Genomic DNA, 17,975 nt, shown 5'->3' with positions numbered 1-17,975 from the left:
GAACAATCAGCCTTTGATTCCATAATGTTCAAGCATCGCGTCCAGCTGCGGCTCACGGCCACGGAAGCGTTTGAACAGTACCATTGGCTCTTCAGAACCACCGCGCGTCAGGATGTTATCAAGGAACGACTGGCCGGTTTCACGGTTAAAAATACCCTCCTCTTCAAAGCGAGAGAAGGCATCCGCCGCCAGCACGTCGGCCCACAGGTAGCTGTAGTAACCTGCCGCATAACCGCCTGCGAAGATGTGGCTGAACGCATGCGGGAAGCGGCCCCAGGTTGGCCCTGGAATAACCGCGACCTGCTTTTTAATCTCAGCCAGCGTGTCGAGAATTTTCGCACCCTGTTCCGGGCTAAACTCGGCGTGCAGACGGAAATCGAACAGGCCGAACTCCAGCTGACGCAGGATAAACATCGCCGCCTGGTAGTTCTTCGCCGCCAGCATTTTCTCCAGCAGCGCCTGCGGCAACGCTTCGCCCGTCTCGTAGTGACCGGAGATGAACGCCAGCGCCTCCGGCTCCCAGCACCAGTTTTCCATAAACTGGCTTGGCAGCTCGACCGCGTCCCACGGCACGCCGCTGATACCAGCCACACCTGCGGTTTCAATGCGGGTCAGCATATGGTGCAGGCCGTGACCGAATTCATGGAACAGGGTGATCACTTCATCGTGGGTAAACAGCGCGGGTTTACCGCTCACCGGACGATTGAAGTTACAGGTCAGATAGGCAACCGGCTTCTGCAGAGAACCATCTGCTTTGCGCATCTGGCCCACGCAGTCATCCATCCACGCCCCGCCGCGTTTGTTTTCACGCGCGTAGAGATCAAGATAGAAGCTACCGCGCAGCTCGTTTTTCTCATCATACAGTTCGAAGAAGCGCACATCCGGATGCCAGACGTCGATATCGGTACGCTCTTTGGCGGTGATGCCGTAAATGCGTTTCACCACCTCAAACAGACCGTTTACGGCTTTGTTTTCCGGGAAGTACGGGCGCAGTTGTTCATCGCTGATGCTATAAAGATGCTGTTTCTGTTTTTCGCTGTAGTACGCGATATCCCACGGCTGCAGTTCGTCCACGCCAAACTCCGCTTTCGCGAAAGCGCGCAGCTGTGCCAGCTCTTTTTCACCCTGTGGACGGGCGCGTTTGGCCAGATCGGTCAGGAACTCAAGCACTTGCTGGGGGTTCTCCGCCATTTTGGTGGCGAGAGATTTAACCGCGTAGCTTTCAAAGCCCAGCAGTTGCGCCAGCTCATGGCGCAGGGCGAGAATTTCAGCCATCACCGGGCTGTTATCCCATTTACCGGCATTCGGCCCTTGATCGGAAGCGCGGGTGCTGTAGGCGCGGTACATCTCTTCGCGCAATGCCTGGTTGTCACAGTAGGTCATCACCGGCAGATAACTTGGAATATCCAGCGTTAACAGGTAACCGTCCTGCTCTTTCGCTTCTGCCTGGGCTTTGGCTGCCGCCAGCGCGCTTTCCGGCATCCCGGTCAGTTCGGCTTCGTCGGTGACTAATTTCGTCCAGCCCATGGTGGCATCAAGCACGTTGTTGCTGTACTGATTACCCAGTTCGGACAGGCGCGCCGCGATTTCGCCGTAACGGGTCTGCTTCTCTTTTGGCAGGCCAATCCCGGACAACTCAAAGTCACGCAGGGCGTTATCGACCGATTTTTTCTGCGCGGTATTCAGGGACGCATAATGATCGCCATCGCGCAGGTCACGGTACGCGTTGTACAACCCTTCATGTTGTCCGACCCAGGTGCTGTACTCCGAGAGCAGCGGCAGGGTTTGTTCGTAGGCTTCGCGCAGTTCCGGGCTGTTTTTCACCGAATTAAGGTGGCTCACCGGGGAGAAAATGCGCCCCAGCACGTCATCCACTTCCGCCAGGGGCTGACACAAATTTTCCCAGGTGTACGGCGCGCCCTGTTCTACCACGCTTTCAACCGCCGCACGGCAGTTTTCCAGTGACTGCGTGACCGCTGGAACAACATGCTCAGGGAGGATTTTAGAAAACGGAGGCAACGAAAAAGGGGTCAGTAATGGATTGGTCATAAGCGCTGTCCTGTTGAAGAAGATGAATGAAGCGCGTATCCGGCGCTGTGCATATGGGATCTAGAATGGGGTTAAGTGTAGAGGATTTCAATGCCTGCGCTTATCGGGCCGACGGGTAATCTGTACCGTTCTGCTGTAAACTGTGGCGAATCGTCATTTCAGCGGAATACCATTACCCATGCTCAGTTATCGCCACAGCTTTCACGCAGGCAACCACGCCGACGTCCTTAAACATACCGTTCAGAGCCTGATCATCGAGGCGCTCAAAGAGAAAGATAAGCCGTTTCTCTATCTGGACACTCACGCAGGCGCGGGGCGTTATCAACTGAGCGGCGAGCATGCCGGGCGTACCGGTGAATACCTCGAAGGGATCGCCCGCATCTGGCAGCAGGACGACCTGCCGGGGGAACTGGAGCCGTATATCGGCGTGATGAATCACTTCAACCGTAGCGGCCAGTTGCGCTACTACCCTGGCTCTCCGCTGATTGCCCGCCAGCTGCTGCGCGAGCAGGACAGCCTTCAACTGACGGAACTGCACCCGAGCGATTTCCCTCTGCTGCGTTCTGAGTTTCAGAAAGATAACCGTGCCCGTGTAGAAAAAGCGGATGGTTATCAGCAGTTGAAAGCCAAATTGCCGCCGGTTTCCCGCCGTGGCCTGGTGCTGATTGACCCGCCATACGAAATTAAAACCGATTACCAGGCCGTCGTAACCGGTATCCATGAAGGGTACAAACGCTTTGCCACTGGCACCTACGCGCTGTGGTATCCGGTAGTGCTGCGTGCACAGATCAAACGCATGATCAAAGACCTGGAAGCGACCGGCATCCGCAAAATTCTGCAGATTGAGCTGGCCGTCCGTCCGGACAGCGACCAGCGCGGCATGACCGCTTCCGGCATGATTGTGATCAACCCGCCGTGGAAGCTCGAAGCGCAGATGAACGCCGTGCTGCCGTGGCTGCACAAAAAGCTGGTGCCTGCCGGTACAGGCCATGCCACCGTCAGTTGGATCGTGCCTGAGTAATCGTAGCCATCGGTGGAAACTATTGATTTCAGGTATACAATCGCGGCAATTCACGATTAAGGACAAAATCTATGACTAAGCATTATGACTACATCGCAATCGGCGGCGGTAGCGGCGGTATCGCCTCCATCAACCGTGCGGCTATGTACGGCCAGAAGTGTGCGCTGATTGAAGCCAAAGCGCTGGGCGGCACCTGCGTGAACGTCGGGTGTGTGCCAAAAAAAGTGATGTGGCATGCAGCGCAAATCCGTGAAGCTATCCATTTGTACGGCCCGGATTACGGCTTTGATACCACCCTCAATAGCCTCGACTGGGATAAACTGATTGCCAGCCGTACGGCCTATATCGACCGTATTCACACCTCTTACGATAATGTGCTGGGCAAAAACAACGTCGACGTCATTCGTGGCTTTGCCCGCTTCGTCGATGCAAAGACCGTCGAAGTGAACGGTGAGACGATCACTGCCGATCATATCCTGATCGCGTCCGGGGGGCGTCCATGCCATCCGGCCATTCCTGGCGCGGAATTCGGTATCGACTCAGACGGTTTCTTCGCGCTGCCTGCCCTGCCAAAACGCGTTGCCGTAGTCGGCGCGGGCTATATCGCGGTGGAACTGGCCGGTGTGATTAACGGCCTGGGCGCTGAAGCGCACCTGTTCGTGCGTAAACACGCCCCGCTGCGCAGCTTTGACCCGCTGATCGTCGAGACGCTGGTAGAGGTGATGAATGCCGAAGGCCCAACCCTGCATACCCAGGCCGTGCCAAAAGCGGTGGTGAAGAATGCTGACGGTAGCCTTGTGCTTACGCTGGAAGATGGCCGCAGCCAGACCGTTGATTGCCTGGTCTGGGCGATTGGTCGTGAGCCTGCCAACGATAATTTCAACCTTGCCGCCACCGGTGTTGAAACAAACGACAAAGGCTATATCGTTGTCGATAAGTTCCAGAACACCAGCGTGCCCGGCATTTACGCCGTCGGGGACAATACCGGTGCCGTTGAACTGACCCCGGTTGCCGTGGCGGCAGGCCGTCGCCTCTCCGAGCGCCTGTTTAACAACAAGCCGGATGAGCATCTTGACTACAGCAACATTCCGACCGTGGTCTTCAGCCATCCGCCGATCGGCACCGTTGGCTTAACCGAGCCGCAGGCGCGTGAGCAGTATAGTGACGAACAGGTGAAAGTATATAAATCGTCCTTTACCGCGATGTATACCGCAGTGACCTCCCACCGCCAGCCGTGTCGCATGAAGCTGGTGTGCGTTGGGCCAGAAGAGAAGATTGTCGGTATCCACGGCATTGGCTTTGGCATGGACGAAATCCTGCAGGGCTTTGCGGTGGCACTGAAAATGGGCGCAACCAAAAAAGACTTTGATAACACCGTGGCTATTCACCCGACCGCGGCGGAAGAGTTTGTTACCATGACAGGTTAGTGTAGAAAATTCATCCCCACACCTTTTTTATCTCTGAAAAACTGGCCACAAGCGGCCAGTTTTTTCATGCAATTAAGAATATTATGGTTATGTTTTTTGTAAGCGTCCAGCGAGAACCGTATTGACGGGGATGTGTTATTTAGTTGACAGTGCGACGCGCCAGGGGAGCGGTTTACCGGCCAGTCAGCAATGACATCATGGACATGGTGAAGGTAACGTTCTGGCTCCACTCCGTTCAGTCTGCACGTTCCGATCAGGCTGTACAGCAACGCTCCGCGCTCTCCTCCATGATCCGAACCGAAGAACAGGTAGTTTTTGCGGCCCAGGCTGACCCGTTCCATTTTAAATTCAGGAGAATAGCGTTTTCGGGGAAGTCGTTCTTTGACGCGAATGAGGTGTCCACCTGCAAAATAAGTGGGTGCTTAAGTTACAGGATCCTGAATTCGGGACCAGACGGTACTCAGACGACGCTTACGAGTTACGTTAAAAAGCCGGTTGACGATGAGTGTCAGCAGTTCCGTACTCCAGCGGGAGCGCAGCCAGCCAAAATCCTGCGAAGAGCGCCGCACCAGAAGAGGCAGAATGTGCAAGATCTCCCTGACCGCCCATCGTGCGGCACGTCCGGGTCTGAGGCTTTTGAGTCCTTCAGCGCCATGTAAAGTTAACCAGTTTATCCATCTGCCGACGAATGAGCGTGCAGCACAGAGCAATTTAGCGACCTCAGTGACGGTCATTCCCTGATGCAGCATCAGCATGGGAATGAGATGTCTGGCATAGTTTTTATCGCGGGTTTGCTGCGCTTCTTTACGCATCGATATTCGCTCTTCATCAGAGATTGCTGCTATGATCGGCATCGCTCAGTCCGGTTGGTGATTTGTTTTAATTTGGCGATTGATCAGATCGCACAATCCGGGCTGAGTTCCCTTCCAGTGATCTACTATTTTGCGAAGCTATTTAGAATAAATGCCCAGGTTGGAAAACAGATCTGCTCAGAAGGGCTTTCTCCTTTTTGCGATTAACGTAAATTTGTATCCGACCGGGCTGATATGATTTTTGCTGAATTCAAAGATAGTGCCGTCAGATAAAAAGCCTTTCGTTTTCTTCTCAATGATTGGCATGCCCGGATCGATCTTCAGTAAGCCAGCCGTATCCGCAGGGGGCAGAATGGGGGAGATCTCTTGTTCGCTTCTTACGATGGTATAGTGTTTTTGATTTTCAATATAAGCGTACTTTGAGCCTTGCATAATCTGATAGGTCAGGTCCGGGAACAGACTAAGAGGCATCCATGTTTCTTCTACCGTAATCGGCGTATCGTCAATAAAACGTACACGCTTAATGAAGTAGACCCGCACCCCTTCATCAATATTCAGATACTCCGCAATCGTTAAGGTCGCGGGCTGCACTTCGAAAGCTAATACATCGCTGTGAGTGACTTTATCCAGGTGTGCCCACTTCTCTGAAAAGCTGCTTTGCTGGTAAATATCGTAGTTAACTTTACTCGCCTTCACATACGTGCCGCTGCCCTGAACGCTTTCAAGTTCTTCATTCTCAACCAGCAGTTTTATCGCCTGACGCACGGTCACTCTGCTAACTGAAAATGTCTGGCGAAGCTGCGCTTCCGTCGGCAGAGCTTCACCAACCTTATATTCACCGGAGCTGATCTTTTCCCTGATCGCATTAGCAATCTGTCGGTACATTGGCAGCCTGGTCATCATTACCTCGTTTTCGATATATCAATTTGTACAGGTTGTACGCCCTAGCGATGATACTAAATTTCAATACCTTAGCAATCACTACCTAACCTCGCCCATATCAATACCAAAGAAATACAAATTTTAACACAAACGAGATCGCAGCCACCGTTTTATGTGAGTGAATTGGTATTATATATGTATTAATAATGGCAACCGCATGAACCAGTTTCTGGGAAAAAAAGATGAACCTGACCTCTCTTACCAATCCGTCGCTGATCGCGCTGCAAACAAGGTTTGTAAGCCGTGATGAGGCGATAATCGCCCTGGCAAACAAGTTGGATCAGCAGGGAATACTGCACGACAAGGGCACATTCCTTAAGGCTGTTTTTGCGCGCGAGCAGCAGGGTCCAACGGCTCTAGGTGAAGGACTAGCAGTACCTCATGGCAAAACCAATGCGGTGAAAGAAGCCGCCTTTGCCGTAGCGACCTTAGACAAGGCGCTCAAATGGAAAGGGATAGACGAAGACGAAGAGGTGAACCTGATCTTTTTGCTGGCGATTCCTGAAGCGGAAGCCGGTTCAATCCACATGCAACTTTTGACAATGCTTACTACCAGGCTCGTTGATGATGACGTTCGCGAAGCGGTATTACGGGCTACCGAAATCAGTGAAGTTATAGCATTGCTTGAAGGGGAGGATAAAAAAGAGACTCATAACGAGGTCGTAGACACCAACAAACCGACTATTGTCTGCGTGACAGCTTGCCCCGCAGGCATTGCCCATACCTATATGGCGGCGGAATATCTGGAAAAAGCGGGTCACAAACTGGAATATAACGTCTATGTGGAAAAACAGGGCGCTAATGGGATTGAAAATCGTTTAAGCGCAGAGCAGTTAAACCGCGCCAGCGCCGTTGTGTTTGCTGCTGAAGTTGCGATTAAAGAAGTTGAGCGCTTCGCCGGGCTGCCTCGCATTGAGGTTCCTGTTGCTGAGCCTATCAAACACGCTGAACGCATTTTACAAGAGGCCTGCGAGTCAGGCAAAAAAGGTGCGGGAGCGGCACGTCCGCTTGCAACGGATAACCTAATCAGAAAGTTACCGCTTAAAACAGAGTTAAAACAGGCGTTGCTCTCAGGGATTTCCTATGCCGTTCCGTTGATTGTTGCCGGTGGTACGGTACTGGCAGTTGCCGTTCTGCTGGCGCAAATGTTCAACCTGCAACATTTATTTGGCGAAGAAGAATCGTGGTTATGGATGTACAGAAAGTTGGGCGCTGGCCTGCTGGGAACCTTAATGGTGCCTGTACTGGCGGCCTACACTGCTTATTCTCTTGCCGATAAACCCGCATTAGGCCCGGGATTTGCTGCCGGTATCGCCGCGAACCTTATCGGTGCCGGTTTCCTTGGCGGTGTTGCGGGCGGCTTGATTGCGGGTTATGTCATGCGCTGGATAAAAGCCAACGTTCGCTTAACGCCAGCCTTCAATGGGTTCCTCACTTTCTACCTCTACCCGGTTATCGGCACGCTGGTTGCCGGTTCACTCATGTTGTTTGTGATTGGTAAACCTGTCGCCTGGATTAACCACGGGCTGACGGACTGGTTAAACAGTTTGTCCGGTTCCAATGCATTGTTACTGGGCGCGGTGATCGGCTTTTTTGTCTCTTTCGACCTCGGAGGCCCGGTCAACAAAGCGGCTTATGCTTTCTGCCTGGGCGCTATGGCAAATGGGGTTTACGGGCCATATGCCATCTTTGGCGCCGTCAAAATGGTGTCCGCTTTCACCGTTACCGCCTCAACACTTCTGGCTCCACGCCTGTTCAGAGATTTTGAAATCGAAACCGGTAAATCGACCTGGTTACTTGGCCTGGCCGGTATTACGGAAGGGGCGATTCCTATGGCGATTGAAGATCCGATTCGCGTCATTGGCTCATTCCTTTTAGGTTCTGTGGTCACCGGGGCCATCGTCGGGGCAGCTGGCATCGGTCTGTCAACGCCTGGCGCAGGGATCTTCTCGATTTTCTTATTACATGACGCGGGCATTGGCGCATTTATGGCTGCGGCAATCTGGTTTGGCTCTGCGCTCATCGGCGCCGCGATCTCCACATTGACACTTCTCATCTGGAGAGCGCATGCGATTAAAAAGGGGAAATTTATTACCGACACCGCTACGCCACAGAAATAGAGATTACCTGCAAAACATCGGGCCCGTGCCCACTTAGTCCCTAAGTCGCTACGGGCTAAGTCAAAATACATTAGCGGCATATTCAGCTAAGACGGTAAAAAGTTATGACCAAAACTCGTGTCCATATTACTCCTCACATGCACTGGGATCGCGAATGGTATTTCACTACGGAAGAGTCACGCATCTTGCTGATGAATAATATGGAAGAAATAATGGAGCGCCTGGAAAGCGATCCTGAGTATAAATATTACGTTCTCGATGGTCAGACGGCGGTGCTTGAAGATTATTTCGCCATCAAACCTGAAAACAAATCGCGCGTCCGCAGGCTGGTGCAGGCTGGTAAACTCATTGTCGGTCCCTGGTATTCGCAGACCGATACCATGCAGGTTTCAGGCGAATCTATTGTTCGTAACATGCTTTACGGCCTGCGTGATTGCCTGACGCTGGGCGAACCGATGAAGATTGGTTACTTGCCTGACTCCTTCTCAATGAGCTCGCAACTGCCTGCGATTTATAATGGCTTTGGTATCACCCGTGCGATGTTCTGGCGCGGCTGTTCTGAACGCCACGGCACCGACAAAACGGAGTTTATCTGGCAGTCTAACGACGGAAGCGAAGTCATAGCTCAGGTTCTGCCGTTGGGTTATGCGATTGGTAAATATCTGCCGCCGGATGCAGCAGCGCTAAGAGCGCGCCTTGATAAATATTTCCCGGTTCTTGAAAAACCTTCCGTGACGAAAGATATCCTACTGCCAAATGGCCACGATCAGATGCCCCTGCAAAAAGATATTTTTGAGGTTATGGCAAAACTGCGCGAAATCTATCCGGACAAAGAGTTTGTCATGAGCCGCTTCGAAGAAGTATTTGAACGTATCGAAGCGCAACGCGATCGGCTGGATGTCGTCAAAGGAGAGTTCAACGACGGCAAGTACATGCGCGTTCATCGCACCATTTCCTCCACGCGGATGGACATCAAACTTATTCACGCGGAGGTAGAGAACAAGATCGTCAACATTCTTGAACCGATGGCCTCCATCGCCTGGGCGCTTGGCTTTGAATACCACCACGGCCTGATTGAGAAAATGTGGAAAGAGAGCATGAAAAACCATGCTCACGACTCCATCGGCTGTTGCTGTTCAGACAAAGTGCATGCCGAAATTCTGAGCCGTTACATCCTGGCTGACGATATGGCAACCAATCTGATTAACTTCTATAAACGCAAGATTGTCGATCATATGCCTGCCGGGGAAGGAGACGACAAACTGGTGCTGTTCAATCTTTCACCTTACCCCCGCGATGAAGTCATCAACACCACTATCACCATAAGAGCCGAAACATTCAGCATCACCGATGAGCAGGGCAAACCGGTCAACTACTACATCAGCGACCGCCGTATTATCGATCCGGGTAAGATTGACCGCCAAATTGTTCACTACGGCAATTATGATCCTTTCATTGAGTACGACATTCAAATCAAACATCCTGTTCCGGCGATGGGCTTTACCACATTATTTATCCAGCCCAACAAAGAGGGAAGTCAGCAAGCTGTCGGGCAAAAAGCGCCTGAGCTGGAGAATGAATTCTACCGAATTGTGATTAATCCAAACGGTACGCTCACGATATTTGATAAAGAGACCCGGCACTGCTTTGAACAGGTGCTGCGTCTTGAAGATGGCTCTGACGACGGTGATGAGTACGACTACTCTCCGTCCCGCAAGGAGTGGCTGATTTACTCGGATGACTTCGCGGCGGATATTAACATCAGGCATGAGGGTTTCCAGTCTCTGGCCACGATTAAGTTATGCATGGAAATACCGAAAAATCTTCCGCAGCGTGAAACCCGATCCGGGCAGGAGGGATATTTAGACGTTGACTGTCAGGTCACCCTGAAACAGGGATCGCGCCACATTGATGTCAGCATGACTCTGGATAATCAGGCAGACGATCACCGCGTCAGGGTTCTTATTCCTGTGCCATACATTTCTCAAACCGTCGTAGCAGATAACCAGTTTGGCACCCTGACTCGCCCAACAAGCGATCCGGAAATGGCGAACTGGGAAGCCCATGGCTGGAAAGAAGCGCCTGTTCCAGTATACCAGCTCATGAACTTTGCGGCGCTGGAAAACGAACGCGGTGGGCTTGCCATTATGAGCAATGGCCTACGAGAGTTCGAAGTGATTTCAAGCCAGGGCAATGAGAAAAAAGATACGTTTGCGCTTACCCTGTTACGCGGCGTCGGCGTGCTGGGCAAAGAGAATCTGTTGCTGCGTCCGGGCCGCCCATCCGGCATCAAGATCCCGACGCCAGATTCTCAGGTGCGCGGTAAAATTATCTGTAACTTCTCGCTCTATGGTTATGCAGGGGACCATATCGAGGCCAACGTTATGGCGGCTGCTCGCGATAATGTGACGCCAATTCAGTGCTATAACAAAATTCCTTACAACGCGATGAAGCTGAACGTAGGAGAGCAGAACCTGCCTCTTAGCTACAGCTTATTGAGTAAGTCAAAAACCGGAGCCGTGCTGAGCGTACTGAAAAAAGCAGAAGATGCTAATGCGCTGATCCTCCGTGTCTACAATCCATCAGAACGAACGTCCATTCAGGACAATCTCTCGTTCATCAGGGAAGTGACCTCCTGGAAAGAGACCCGCCTCGATGAGCTGACGTGTTCCTCTGAGGTTGAAACGGCCTCGTTTGGCACGCTGAACCCCTGCCAGGTCAAATCGTTCCTCTTTACCCTGTAAATTTCCGCTATCAAACCCGCCCAGAGGGCGGGTCAGGGTGCTGATTTAGTGATTACTGGCGAGGGACAGATGGATAATCAAACTTTGCAGGTAAAAACGCCGTTTGGTATTGCCCACAAAGCCGTCAGCCTGGGATTCTGGTGATCGGTATTGCCGGGTCATTAGGGGCTGAATCTGAAGCACTAATGCAGAGAATTTCTGCCGCTTTTGCGAAGTGACGTTGTTCCATGATAACCATAAAGTAATGCATCTTCTTCGAAAGAAAAACCCTCATTGATCCTCCTGTTATTTAGAGTAATTTAAATAAAACTATATATGAAAACTATTAATCTACATCAAATGATCACGGTGTTGTCATTTTAGGAAAAAACAGTTTCCTTTTATGAAATGTGAAGAATAGAACAATGACATCCAAAAATGCCATTAAGATACAACAAACACTATTTAACAGCAAAAGAAACAACATTTCATAACAATTAATTCACCAGCATCTGAGCAGGGTTAGATAACAATATCCAGCTTCGGGATTAAGACAATTTTTGATTATAAAAATACGATTTTTTTTAATGAGTTAGAATAGATTCTTGATCGATAAATGTTCATGCAGAACTTCAATTTAAATATAATTATTTGATTTTAATGACATAATAGAAAGACATTCATATAATTATATTGATACATAATGAAATGTTTTATTACACAGTTGGGTGCATGTTTCACCTCCTCAGAGAAAATATAAACCTCTCTGTCTTTCCAAAAATGAATTAATTTATTCATTTTTTAGTTATCTTGTCAAGTGAAAAAGAATATGGTGTATTCAATATTTTTGGAGGACAATAAGGACTAATTATGGAAAAATTTCAATTTAGCCGGAAGAGTCTTTCCAGGCTACAAGGTGTTAACCCCCTGCTTATTTCACTGGCAGAACGCGCTCTGGAAGTAAGCCCAATTGATTTCGGGATCACTGAAGGTCTCAGAACCCGGGAGCGTCAAAATGAGCTTTACCGTGAAGGAAAGACGGAAACCCTGAACAGTCGCCATCTGACAGGTCATGCGATTGATGTTATGGCTTACCCGACTCCTCATGGATCGTGGGATTTCTCAGATTATGAACTGATTGCCGCTGCATTTAAACAGGCAGGAAATGAAATGGATACCGACGTTGAATGGGGTGGTGACTGGAAAAGCAGAGACGGCGTTCATTTCCAGCTATCGTGGCAGAAATATCCGGTCTGACCTTTTATTATTCTCACAACGATGCTCAATATTCCATCCCGGTGATGATGGATTATATTTCTGAGATGCAGATTTGCTTCTGTTACTACAGACTTTCACCGGGTCAGATGACCTGATGTCGGGGATGAAATCACGCATCAGCAGCTGCGGACATTAATCTATGATACGTATGCTATGAGAAGTTGCCCCTGAATTTCAGGGTCGAAAAAAAACAAAAAGGTTGCATTTCTTTTTTTGAATCAATTTTTTCAAAATTAGAACACAATCCCTGAATTTAACCGCTACATTGTAAAAATGTACTGACTAATTGCAGTGAGGCTGTGACTGATAATTGATTCATCACCAATGACAGTACAATCAGTTAATTATTTTATCCATCTAAAATTAAGACTCGGCCAACCGTGAAATTAACACTTTTAACACAAGGATATACAAATGAAAGATTCAAATAGCACCCCCCCAGCATGGGATAATTTCAGCAAATTTAGTACTCTTAAAATCTATTTCACAGATAGTCAGGACAGTGCTAAAGCTGATATTTTTGCCAATGGGCTTAATCAGGTCGGCGTGACGGTGCTGGCAAACGCTATCGACACCAGTGATAACCCCCTGCCATTAAATACTGAAGATTATGCCGGTATTATACAATTAGTGGATTATTCTACCGGCGCTGAACTGGGTTATGGCGACACCACCACAGATGATGGTGTAAGTTATTCTGATGAGAGTAATTATTATTCAAATCCCCTGGCGTATTCATCAACCTTACCGACTACCACAGTGACCGAAGACGGTGATGTGCTCATCAATTTTTATGTCTATAGTAGTAAAAACATTACCAATAAAGATATTGCAGTCAGGGTCACGCCACCGGGTTTTGATGCGGTAGATTCCACCGCGAGCGGTGGCAATCCATGGCATATTTCGCTACAGGCACTTGAAGCGATTAACTATGGTGATACCTCGAATTTGTATATTCAGGACAGTGAGTGGTCGACATTGCACTCCGGCATTATGTGGTGCGTCTGGAATATCGGTAAGTATAATTACAATAACGCGTCTACACGATGGAAACAGATACAAATCCTGCCTGTCACGTATAATAATTACACCATGGCATTTATTAATTCGAATAATAAATTCGAATATGATGGTTTTCTGAATGAGAGTAATATCTGCACTGATGGTGCAGATAAGGAATGGATTGTACCTCATTCAGGCAATGATAGTACCTCTCAGATGGTTGCCTGTATTGACTGCAGGGCCGATGATTCTAACAGTTACCCGCACATTACCTGCTGGGGCGTTAATATTACGAACGCTGAATGGGGCGTGGATACGTACTCAAATCATGAGTCAGATAAAAACCGACCATGTTTTACTAAGGGTAAATGGGAATATGCTCTGGATGTTGAAGACACGAAACAGACATTAACCACTCAGTTAAGTAATGCCGAGGGCTGTATTACTCTCTATTGCCTGGATGCAACGATTCCGGCAGATGGAGGTAGTGATATTAATCAGGAGCACTGGGCTGATATCTGCAAACCGGTCACCGTGACAGTTTTCGATACTTACGGTAATACCGGCACTATTGTAATCACCTTCGGCAGAGATTCCTTTGAACCGGCCATTACCGGACAGTAATAAGAAGTCGCAAAAATTAACGAACCTCCTGTTAATCCTGGCAGGAGGTTTATCCAACATTATGTCATTATATTTTATAATGGATTGTTATGAATAATAACTATTTCACCCAGACCAAAAATTTCTCCAGCGCCTCCATCGGTGATGTCGACCCCCGTACCGGCCTATTTTCATTCAATATGGAACTGGCAAAGATCACCGGTAACCAGTCGATGGGACCGGAGGTTTCATTAGGTTTATCCTACTCCCCGACATCAGATATTAATCAGGGATTCGGTGTGGGGGTTTTAGCCGGATTTACATTGTACGATAAACCCAATAATACACTTACCCTGAACACCGGTGAGCAGTATACGACAGAAGAAGATGGTGATGATGTCATTATCCATCAGTTAAAAAATGCCAGTTTCATCTTCACGAAAACCGGCAGCAACCATTATCAGATTTGCTACGATAACGGTGTTGTCGAAAAATTAAGCCTGTACGGCGACCATCTTTTCCTTCCCGTCACCATTTACAGCCCACTGGGATATTCATTGTCGCTGGCGTGGGATGACAGCGACGTGCATGTCCGGTTGCTCAGTATCAGCGATGAAACGGAATTACTGTGCCAGCTTGAATACCCGAGTGGCGCAGTCGTTAATATCGCTGTTTTCCCGGATACGGATGAATACTATTCCGTACAGTTACAGCTCCAAAATGACTATTTACAGTCAGTTTCACATATCAGTACCGATGCCACACTGACCTGGTCTCTTGGCTATGACACTCAGTTAGTTCCCGATATTAACCAGACCCTGACCAAAATCACATCCCCGACCGGTGTGGTAAAACAAGCAACCTATGAACAGAATGTTTTCCGGTTTCCTGCGGACTCCGGGATGTCGGGAGGCCTGCCGGCAGTAGTCACCTATACGGTGACACCGGGAATGGATCAGCCTGAACTAACTACGACCTATGATTACACCTTGCACGGACAGAATAATTATCTGGGCTATGGCGGCAATTTTGACCGGGAATGGTCTGCCAGCAGTGATAACCTCTATAACATCATGAGCGATTACCTGTATGGCACAACAGTGACGAACCGCAATGGTGAGGAAGTTGTCAATACGTCATACAGCTACAATAATTATCATCTGATGGTAAACAGTAATATGTTCTGTGGGACAACCTCCCGGTTAACAGAAATGGAGTATTACGCTGAAGTCGGGCTGGTTTTTGATGACCAGCCTAATCAGTATCAGTGTCTTCGTTCGCAGACAGTGACCTGGATGGATACGTCGTTGCCGGAAGGGAAACAGTCACGCAGCGAAGTGACGCTGACATCCTATAATGACGAGTGTCTGCTGACACAAAAAACCACTCCGGATGGCACCGTCATCGATATTGAGTATTACCCTGCCGCAGGTGAAAGTGATGCCGGTGATACCGGGTGCCCTGCCGAACCGAGTGGATTTGTTCGTTACGTTAAAAAAGTCACACACACACCGGCACCATCAGATTATGACGATGTTCCCGTGCAGGCACAATATGTCAAATTCACTGCCGTCGATACGTTAACCGGTGCACCGGTCTCGTATAACGTGCTGCCATTAAGAGCAGTACAATATGCCGATGCTATCCAGCTGACCTCACAGGAGTATGCCTACAACACGGATGACTCCACCTCCGCTTTTTATGGTCGTACCCGGGATGTTACTGCGACGGTCTTTGCTGATAACGGTTCGTCATATGTTCTGACAGAACATAAAGACTATCAGCTACAGGATACCGATATCCTCGAATCCACCACGCTGACTACCTATGATGGCATCACATTGACCGTTCAGCGCGCAAATAATAAATACAACGGTAAACTTCATTATCATATTAACGCCCAGGGCATTGAAACAGTTTATGAGTATGACTCTCTGGGCCGTCTGAAACATCGGGTCACCTGTTCAGGAACAGAGTATGAAAGCGCCGAGCAGTCCGCTTATTCTCTGGCTGTTGATGAGAATGGTCATGTCATCGATATCATGACTACCATTACTGACCGATACGGGAATGTTCAGAATCTGCATTTTGATGGGCCAGGCCGGGTACTCTTCATTGAGCAAAACAATATCGATAATAACCTTGTCGATACCTTCTTCGAAATGAAGCGCAATGAATATGATGCCATGGGTCGGAAATATAAGACGGTTACCACAGATTTTATTGACCCGCTGAATGATCCAAAGAACATTACTCAACTTGAAACGACCACGCAGTATGATAGCTGGGGCCAGCCTTATCTGAGCCAGGTCAGCAGCGGGCAGAACCAGTATCAAACCAATGATCCGGTCAATATGACCTCCACCTCCTGGTTCTGCGCAACCAGTGACACAACGCAGGAAATGGGTAAGGTCTGCACGCAATACAATATTCAGAAGCTCCCCACCTCTGTGACGCAGATTGATATTAATGGTAACAGCAAAGGCAGCCTCACCAAAACCTATGATGGGCTGGGCCGTCTGCGCTCTTCCACTGACGAACTCAACCATACAACCAGCTGGACATATGATCCTTTCAGCCGTGTCAGCACCCAGACTTTGCCGGATAGTACCGTTGTCACCCGAACCTACGCTCCACAATCCGGTGCTCCACTGGATAAGACAATCAGTGTCACCGCGAGCGATGGTACTCAATACCCACTGCTCGGCGAGCAGACGTTTGATGGCCTGGGCCGGTTACTGACAACTACCTGTGGCGGTCGTACCACCACCTGTACCTATGACGATACGTTTGATATGCCCCTTACCGTCACGGATAACCTGAACCAGACACTGACCTACCAGTATATTCCGGAACTTGGTAATGCCCTGGAGCACGTTACTGGTCAGCAGTTATTCCAGAGTTTCACCTTTGATCCGGCCAGTGCAGAGCTGCAGAGCGATGAGGAAGTGGGTGGGCAGGCGACCGTTTCCGGGTGGTACCCTTCCAGTCGTTCACAATACCAGACCGTGACTTCAACAACCGGGGCAGAACGAACTGCCTCTTATTCCTGGACGCTGGCCGGTAATCTGCTGACTTACCAGGACGTCACCGGAAACCTTCAGACCATCACGCCGGATGAATTCGGCCGGTTATACACTGTCGGCGATGATGAAGTTCTGCTGACCATGGGCTGGCGTGATGACGGCCGCTTTGATCACCAGGTCGCAAAAGATCTGACGAACCAGAGTACGCTGACGACAACAATTATTCCTGATGATTTCAACCGTGAAGGGATCCGACAGCTCGATGCATCAGACGGCTCCTCAGTCAGTATTGTGACGACCTATTATGATAACGACCAGGTTGAGACCATCACCGTTTCCCGTGATGGCGTTACCCTGCGCAAGGAACATTTCTATTACGACTCCCGCAACCGCCTGCAAACCTATTCCTGTAGCGGAACATCCCTTCCGGTGGATGGATATGGTCAGGAAATCGTTTCCCAGGTCTTTACCATGGATGTAATTAATAATATCCAGACCTGTGTTACCACCACGCCGGACGGACTGGTTGATACCGCAACATTCATTTATGGCAATCCCGATGATCCAACCCAGCTGACATCCGTCACGCATTCCGGCAACGACAGCTATCCGGCAAGCATCACTCTGCATTATGACGACAATGGCCGGATGACACTGGACGAGGCTGGCAGAATTCTGACCTATGATGAAGCCGGACGCCTGAGTACCGTCACTCCGGTTGCTGGCTCACCCTGCAGTTATGGCTACGATGCGCACAACACCCTGGTATTACAGTCCCTGGCCGATGATGACACCCGCCTGCTGTACTACGCCGGAAGCAAACTGGTTAACGAGATTCAGGTCGAAAAAAATCAGTACAGCCGGATGCGCCAGGGGATGAGTGGCAGTGCGGCCGTCAGCGAGGGTGAACTGTCCTCCTGAGGACCCGGTGCAGCCTGCAACCGCCGGGCTCAGGCCCGGCTTACTTCACGA

General features: G+C 49.7%; 9 protein-coding genes and 3 pseudogenes. 8 read left to right on the top strand and 4 right to left on the bottom strand.

Annotated elements, in window-relative coordinates; translation table 11 throughout:
* Positions 1–6: 6 nt before the first annotated feature.
* Complete coding sequence (gene prlC, locus NL510_RS02305) at positions 7–2,049, bottom strand: oligopeptidase A (RefSeq protein ID WP_253381260.1); 2,043 nt, start codon at positions 2,047–2,049, stop codon at positions 7–9.
* 178 nt (positions 2,050–2,227) lie between these two features.
* Between prlC and NL510_RS02300 the strand changes: the two genes are divergently transcribed.
* Both NL510_RS02300 and gorA read left to right on the top strand, forming a co-directional pair.
* A complete protein-coding gene (locus NL510_RS02300) occupies positions 2,228–3,070 on the top strand; it encodes a 23S rRNA (adenine(2030)-N(6))-methyltransferase RlmJ (RefSeq protein ID WP_253381258.1) in 843 nt (280 codons plus the stop codon).
* A gap of 71 nt (positions 3,071–3,141) precedes the next feature.
* Positions 3,142–4,497, top strand: coding sequence for a glutathione-disulfide reductase (gorA, locus tag NL510_RS02295; RefSeq protein ID WP_253381256.1), 1,356 nt, complete (start codon positions 3,142–3,144; stop codon positions 4,495–4,497).
* Between the two features lie 135 nt (positions 4,498–4,632).
* On the opposite strand, the pseudogene NL510_RS02290 reads toward gorA, so the two are convergent.
* From NL510_RS02290 to NL510_RS02280, 3 genes and pseudogenes are all read right to left on the bottom strand, one after another.
* Positions 4,633–4,832: pseudogene (locus NL510_RS02290) on the bottom strand (transposase domain-containing protein); the annotation flags it as partial.
* A 132-nt stretch (positions 4,833–4,964) separates the two neighbouring features.
* A pseudogene (locus NL510_RS02285) lies at positions 4,965–5,351 on the bottom strand (helix-turn-helix domain-containing protein); the annotation flags it as partial.
* Positions 5,352–5,486: 135 nt separating this feature from the next.
* The gene (locus NL510_RS02280) at positions 5,487–6,209 is read right to left on the bottom strand and encodes a GntR family transcriptional regulator (RefSeq protein ID WP_253384713.1); all 723 of its coding nucleotides are present in this window, start codon (positions 6,207–6,209) and stop codon (positions 5,487–5,489) included.
* Positions 6,210–6,433: 224 nt separating this feature from the next.
* On the opposite strand from NL510_RS02280, the gene mngA reads away from it, so the two are divergent.
* From mngA to NL510_RS02250, 6 genes and pseudogenes are all read left to right on the top strand, one after another.
* The gene (mngA, locus tag NL510_RS02275) at positions 6,434–8,371 is read left to right on the top strand and encodes a PTS 2-O-a-mannosyl-D-glycerate transporter subunit IIABC (protein WP_253381254.1); all 1,938 of its coding nucleotides are present in this window, start codon (positions 6,434–6,436) and stop codon (positions 8,369–8,371) included.
* A 104-nt stretch (positions 8,372–8,475) separates the two neighbouring features.
* Complete coding sequence (mngB, locus tag NL510_RS02270; protein WP_253381252.1) at positions 8,476–11,115, top strand: mannosylglycerate hydrolase; 2,640 nt, start codon at positions 8,476–8,478, stop codon at positions 11,113–11,115.
* A gap of 33 nt (positions 11,116–11,148) precedes the next feature.
* A pseudogene (locus NL510_RS02265) lies at positions 11,149–11,324 on the top strand (glycerate kinase); the annotation flags it as partial.
* Between the two features lie 637 nt (positions 11,325–11,961).
* Positions 11,962–12,351, top strand: coding sequence for a M15 family metallopeptidase (locus NL510_RS02260; protein WP_253384711.1), 390 nt, complete (start codon positions 11,962–11,964; stop codon positions 12,349–12,351).
* 435 nt (positions 12,352–12,786) lie between these two features.
* Positions 12,787–13,998: a hypothetical protein gene (locus NL510_RS02255; protein ID WP_253381250.1), complete on the top strand. Its 1,212-nt coding sequence runs from the start codon at positions 12,787–12,789 to the stop codon at positions 13,996–13,998.
* Positions 13,999–14,087: 89 nt separating this feature from the next.
* Positions 14,088–17,924: an RHS repeat domain-containing protein gene (locus NL510_RS02250; RefSeq protein ID WP_253381248.1), complete on the top strand. Its 3,837-nt coding sequence runs from the start codon at positions 14,088–14,090 to the stop codon at positions 17,922–17,924.
* Positions 17,925–17,975 lie beyond the last annotated feature (51 nt).

This window comes from unidentified bacterial endosymbiont (genome assembly GCF_918797525.1).
GTDB lineage: Bacteria > Pseudomonadota > Gammaproteobacteria > Enterobacterales > Enterobacteriaceae > Enterobacter.
Note: the sequence above shows the minus strand (reverse complement) of the source record. Positions and strands in the feature narration are given on the sequence as shown.

Coding starts and splice junctions, on each gene's coding strand:
- prlC (WP_253381260.1), bottom strand. CDS start 2,049: ATGACCAATCCATTACTGACCCCTTTTTCGTTGCCTCCGTTTTCTAAA.
- NL510_RS02300 (WP_253381258.1), top strand. CDS start 2,228: ATGCTCAGTTATCGCCACAGCTTTCACGCAGGCAACCACGCCGACGTC.
- gorA (WP_253381256.1), top strand. CDS start 3,142: ATGACTAAGCATTATGACTACATCGCAATCGGCGGCGGTAGCGGCGGT.
- NL510_RS02280 (WP_253384713.1), bottom strand. CDS start 6,209: ATGACCAGGCTGCCAATGTACCGACAGATTGCTAATGCGATCAGGGAA.
- mngA (WP_253381254.1), top strand. CDS start 6,434: ATGAACCTGACCTCTCTTACCAATCCGTCGCTGATCGCGCTGCAAACA.
- mngB (WP_253381252.1), top strand. CDS start 8,476: ATGACCAAAACTCGTGTCCATATTACTCCTCACATGCACTGGGATCGC.
- NL510_RS02255 (WP_253381250.1), top strand. CDS start 12,787: ATGAAAGATTCAAATAGCACCCCCCCAGCATGGGATAATTTCAGCAAA.
- NL510_RS02250 (WP_253381248.1), top strand. CDS start 14,088: ATGAATAATAACTATTTCACCCAGACCAAAAATTTCTCCAGCGCCTCC.